Below are 4,847 nucleotides of genomic sequence, written 5' to 3'. Positions count from 1 at the left end.
CCAAGCCGTTCAGCGCTAGATGCTTTGGCTTCGTCAATTCGGCCGCACTTGTCATCGCTGGCAATGCGGCCTAACAGTTCGCTCAAGCGGACAGATCAATCGCTTCGCGATTGATGCTGCCGCTTAGCTCCAGCGTTAGGCGTCTCGCATCGGCGCGCGATGTGTCGATCGACTCAATGTGATCCGAGTTAGATCTCGTATGCAAACTTCTGATTCCAGTTTCTCGACACACGACGGATTGAACAAGGCGCTCGAGCTTCTCGCGTCGCCACATCGTGGTGCTGTGGACCTGCCGTTCACGCTTCCCGAGTCCGGGTTGGGCGAGATGCGTGCACTGGAAATGCTCTCGGGTCACGTTCTCGACAAGGCCGCTCAACTCGGTTCACCCTCTTCGCTGGCGCATATGGATCCTCCGACGCCGTGGATCACTTGGGCCATGGCGTTGTGGAATGCCAGCCGCAATCAGAACATGCTTCACGAAGCGACCTCGCCGTTCGCTACCCAGGCGGAGGCGTTGGTGTTGGCTTGGCTGGCACCGCTCTTCGGCATGAGGGGCGGGCACTTCTGCGCGGGTTCAACGATTGCCAATCTGACAGGGCTCTGGGCAGCGCGTGATGTCGCCGGTGTGAGTACGGTGGTCACCTCGCAGGCCGCCCACCTGAGCATCGAGAAGGCGTGTCGCCTACTGCGCCTCGAACTTGTGAAGGTGTCAGTCGACCGATGGGGACGCTTGGATCGTGAGCAACTCCCTAGCCTCGATAACGCATGTCTTGTTCTCACTGCGGGAACCACGGCGACGGGTGGTGTCGACCCGTTGGACTTGGTTGGCGCGGCGAAGTGGACGCACGTCGATGCCGCATGGGCGGGTTCGCTCCGCCTAAGCCGCACCCATTCCGCGCGGCTTGACGGCATTCAAGCCGCTGACTCCGTGGCGGTGTCAGCGCACAAGTGGCTCTTCCAGCCCAAGGACTCTGCGCTTGTCATGTTCCGCAACTTGGACGCAGCCAATGCAGCGATCAGCTTCGGCGGCGGCTATCTCGCAAGTCCCAATGTTGGTGTTCAGGGCTCGCGATCGGCTGCTGCCATTCCCTTACTGGCAACGCTGCTCGCTTGGGGTCGTGAGGGCGTAGCGCAGCGGCTCGACCGCCTCATGCAGATGGCTGACTCGCTTGCGGACGAGATCGAGAAGTGTGACCGCCTGGAGTTATGGGGTAGACCGCAGACGGCAATCAATGTGTTCCGACCTGTGGGCTCATCGACCGTTGCATTCGTGCAGGCGCTGCCGCCAGGAATGTTGTCGACATGCGTACTGGATGGCCAGACTTGGGCGCGCTCGGTCGCTGCAAACCCGTCGGTGGATATGGATGGCGTGGTAGAGAAGATACTGGCTGCCAGCCGTGAAGACGCCTAACCAATCGTTCAACCCGGACCCAGCCGCACGCGGCCAGGTCCGAAACCATCGTTCCGGCTATGGCTGGGCCGGTTAACTCACGCGTTAGGCGGTTGGTTCTACGGTGGTCTGAGGCGAGTTCGTTCTCAGAATCCCGAGACTCCTCGCAGCGAGACATCCGGCCCGCCCACGCTGTGGTGGTCCGCGTCGCAAGTCCGATGGGCCGCAAAGTAGTCGGTGTCAGGTCTAGGCAGGCGCGGGCACCAAAACACCGCCTTCCGGGTTGCCTGCAAGTTCGGGCTCCGGCACATTCCGCCTAACTATTCGTTCAAGCGGACAGTCCAATCGCTTCGCGATTGGAGCTGCCGCTTAACTCAGACGTTAGACCAGCGTGGGAAAGTTCGGCGCAGCAAGGAGAGCAATGTGCGAGTTCTGTTGGCAGTAGTGTTTTCGAGCGTTGGTTTGTCTGGCCAAGTGCTCGCCGAAAGGTCCTTTTCGGACTTTTCGGGGCTAGAGGGCCTGCAAAGACTTACTACTCACGACAAGGAAGGAAATCGCCTTGATCTAGTCGGATACATCGGCGGGGAAAGAAAGCCAGTTGTAGCGGTAGTCCCCGGCTCTCTTTGCGCCCCCTTGTTTGCTGCATTGGACACCGATCCACCTAACGAGGCTTACGCAACGGTTCCCATGCTCAGTGAGGAAGAGAGAAACTCTCTCGACTCCCACCTGATCTACCTTGAGCGCCGAAATGTCGTCTCGCTCGAAACAATGAGGTCAGCTTCAGAGTTCTCGATTGAGCAAATCTTCAAGTTCAGCCCCTGCTCTGAGCATCACGGCGGAGTGACGCTGGATCACCGGGCTTCGGACGTCATTGCGCAGCTGAGTTGGATTCGACAGCAGCCTTGGGCTGCGTCAGTTCAAGTTGTGGGTGTCTCTGAGGGCGCGGATGTTGCCGCTAGTGTTGCTGCGGCACGTTCCGATCTCGTAGATGCATTGATGCTCATCGGCGGTGCTGGGCCATCACAGTTCTTTGACCTCGCGACGTTTGCTAGGCAAAGCAATGACATTGATGGAGTGAAGAGTGCCTTCTCAGTTCTTGATCAGTTTCTCAGATCCTCGCCGCCCACAACCTACCAAGGTTCGAGTGCGGAGCGGTGGCAGTCTTTCGCCATAGCAAATAGCGTTCTCGACTCACTCACCAAGAGCGACGATCCTCTATTCATCGCTCACGGAGAGAAAGATGAGAGTGTGCCAATCGCTTCAGCCGACCTGGTGGCAGTTGAGCTCATGCGGCGGCAGCCTCAACGGCCTGTCTTCTACTGGGCTTTTTTGGGTGCCGACCATATGCTCGGGACGCCATCAGGAAGCCGCATTGGTGAGGCAATCACACAGTTCAGCAAATGGGCGAGTGGTGCTCCGGTTGGTCGCACGTTTAGGACAGACTAGTGCTAACGCGCTGGTCTAACTACTCGCTCAAGCGGACAGATCAATCGCTTCGCGATTGATGCTGCCGCTTAGCTCCAGCGTTAGCGGGGCGGCGGTGGACGATGGGCTTACGGATCGTCCGCGCGAGTGCGAAAACTCTGACGCAGTTTTCCGTAGGCGCTCCGACTGCCGCGTCGGAGAAAAAACTGCTAGAACAGCAAGGCGACCGCACGCGGCGCAAAACGCTTTTGCGACGGTGCGCTCGCCTTGCTGGTTCTGGAGTGCTTTTGCGCCGCCTTCGGCGCCCGGCGGGGCATCGTCGGGGTCGCATGAGGGTAGGGTCGGGCACTCGAGCGGGCGTCGGCCAGGCAACATCAGGCGGCGCCGTCCCGCTAACTAGGTGCTCAAGCGGACGTTCGCCCCGCCATCCGGCGAAAATTTTGTGCTGAGGCGATGCTCACGCCGCTTAGCACCGGACGTTAGCTGAAGTATGGACAATTGGTCGCGTTGGCTGTTTCAAGAGCATCCTGAGCATCGGCTCAGGCAATGGGCTCGCCGACTTAAGCTCTTTCGCTTCGTCAGAGCTGCCGGCGGACATGCAAATGATGGTGACGAGCTTGTTCTCAGCTATCGCTACGGCTCCGTCGATGAACTCCAATCACGGCTTGCCCTGCTTGGGGTCCTGCTCAAGACCTATGAGCTTGCTCCGCCCCAGCCAGAGGTCGGCAAGCCCTACAGCAGTGCTGAGTTCGCGTCGTTCCCTTCGCTCATCTTCGGCACGCTCGTCGAGCAACCAAAGTGGCAGCGCATCAATGGCGAGAACATTTACATTTGGTGTCACGAAGGGGTCGTTAAGTTCTCGATCTCAGATCGCTACGAGGTCAATGAGGGCAGCGTTCTGGCCGCCGAGCGGGTGGAGCAGGCTCTTCCCGCTTTAGCACTCGAGTGCATTGATCCGCCGGTCGATAGGCCGCATTGCATATGTCCAAAGTTCTATCCACAGTACTTCAGCTAACTACTCGCTCAAGCGGACCAATCAATCGCTTCGCGATTGATGTGGCCGCTTAGCTCCAGCGTTAGCGCTCATGGACGGTATCAGTCACCTGACATTCCTCGTTAAAGACCTAGATCGCATGGCGACGTTCATGTGTGACGGTCTAGGGGCTGTCGAGGTTTATGACAGCAACGGCAAGAACTTCTCCCTTTCGCGCGAGAAGTTCTTTGTCCTTGGCGGAGTCTGGGTCGCGGCCATGGAAGGGGTGCCTCCGGTTGAGCGCAGCTACCAGCACGTGGCTTTCCGCGTTCAAAAAGAAGACCTCGCGCAGTACCGCGAGCGACTTGAGCGCATCGGAGCGGAGGTTCTTCCGTCCCGTTCTCGCGTACCGGGTGAGGGGGATTCGTTGTATGTCTACGACTTCGACAACCACCTCTTTGAGCTGCATTCCGGCACACTTGAAGAGCGTCTCGCCAGGTACGCCGGCGAGCGCTAACAACTCGCTCAAGCGGACCAATCAATCGCATCGCGATTGATGTGGCCGCTTAGCTCCAGCGTTAGGCGCTTCACAGTCGAGACATCAGGAGTCGTGTTTTGGCGAATACATGGGCCCGATTCTTCTTGGGTTTCTCAGTCGGCATCTCTTGCGGACTGCCTATCGGCGTTGCTTTGAAAAGCTTGACTGGAGGCCTCATCGTCGCGTCGTTGCTTGGCTGTTCCATGGGCCTACTGTTCGTTGGATTCGGCAAGCCCAAGGCGTAGCCGGGAGAGTTTCGGGTTGCTTCAAGTCCGCGCTCCGGGCATCTTGCGCCTAACATTTCGCTCAAGCGGACCAATCAATCGCTTCGCGATTGATGTGGCCGCTTAGCTCCAGCGTTAGGCCCTTTGGGCCGAGGGTGGGTCTGTCAAACCAACTGTGTAACCGGGTTTCTCACAGGGCGGCCAGCGGCACGCGCTCGTCGCCGAACATCACCTGGAAGCTCTGTAGCGCTGGCTTCCAGTGGTGGATCATCTTCCAGTTCTTCGACGCTTCGCGGA

At 58.7% G+C, this 4,847-nt stretch carries 4 protein-coding genes; all 4 read left to right on the top strand.

The window, feature by feature from the left end; all coding sequences use genetic code 11:
* The first annotated feature begins 238 nt into the window (after positions 1–238).
* The 4 genes from O9255_RS14720 (at position 239) to fosX (ending at position 4,305) form a co-directional block, all read left to right on the top strand.
* Positions 239–1,411 (top strand): pyridoxal-dependent decarboxylase, encoded by a 1,173-nt coding sequence (locus tag O9255_RS14720; protein WP_297867619.1) that lies wholly within the window; start codon positions 239–241, stop codon positions 1,409–1,411.
* Positions 1,412–1,813: 402 nt separating this feature from the next.
* Positions 1,814–2,836, top strand: coding sequence for a hypothetical protein (locus tag O9255_RS14715; protein WP_297867618.1), 1,023 nt, complete (start codon positions 1,814–1,816; stop codon positions 2,834–2,836).
* 469 nt (positions 2,837–3,305) lie between these two features.
* Positions 3,306–3,830: a hypothetical protein gene (locus O9255_RS14710; protein WP_297867617.1), complete on the top strand. Its 525-nt coding sequence runs from the start codon at positions 3,306–3,308 to the stop codon at positions 3,828–3,830.
* A 70-nt stretch (positions 3,831–3,900) separates the two neighbouring features.
* Positions 3,901–4,305: a FosX/FosE/FosI family fosfomycin resistance hydrolase gene (gene fosX / locus O9255_RS14705; RefSeq protein ID WP_297867616.1), complete on the top strand. Its 405-nt coding sequence runs from the start codon at positions 3,901–3,903 to the stop codon at positions 4,303–4,305.
* Positions 4,306–4,847: the final 542 nt, after the last annotated feature.

Source organism: Silanimonas sp. (assembly GCF_027530345.1).
Taxonomy (GTDB): Bacteria; Pseudomonadota; Gammaproteobacteria; order Xanthomonadales; family Xanthomonadaceae; genus Silanimonas.
Note: the sequence above shows the minus strand (reverse complement) of the source record. Positions and strands in the feature narration are given on the sequence as shown.

Excerpts from the sequence above, each read along its gene's own strand:
- O9255_RS14710 (WP_297867617.1), top strand. The coding sequence starts at position 3,306 with ATGGACAATTGGTCGCGTTGGCTGTTTCAAGAGCATCCTGAGCATCGG.
- fosX (WP_297867616.1), top strand. The coding sequence starts at position 3,901 with ATGGACGGTATCAGTCACCTGACATTCCTCGTTAAAGACCTAGATCGC.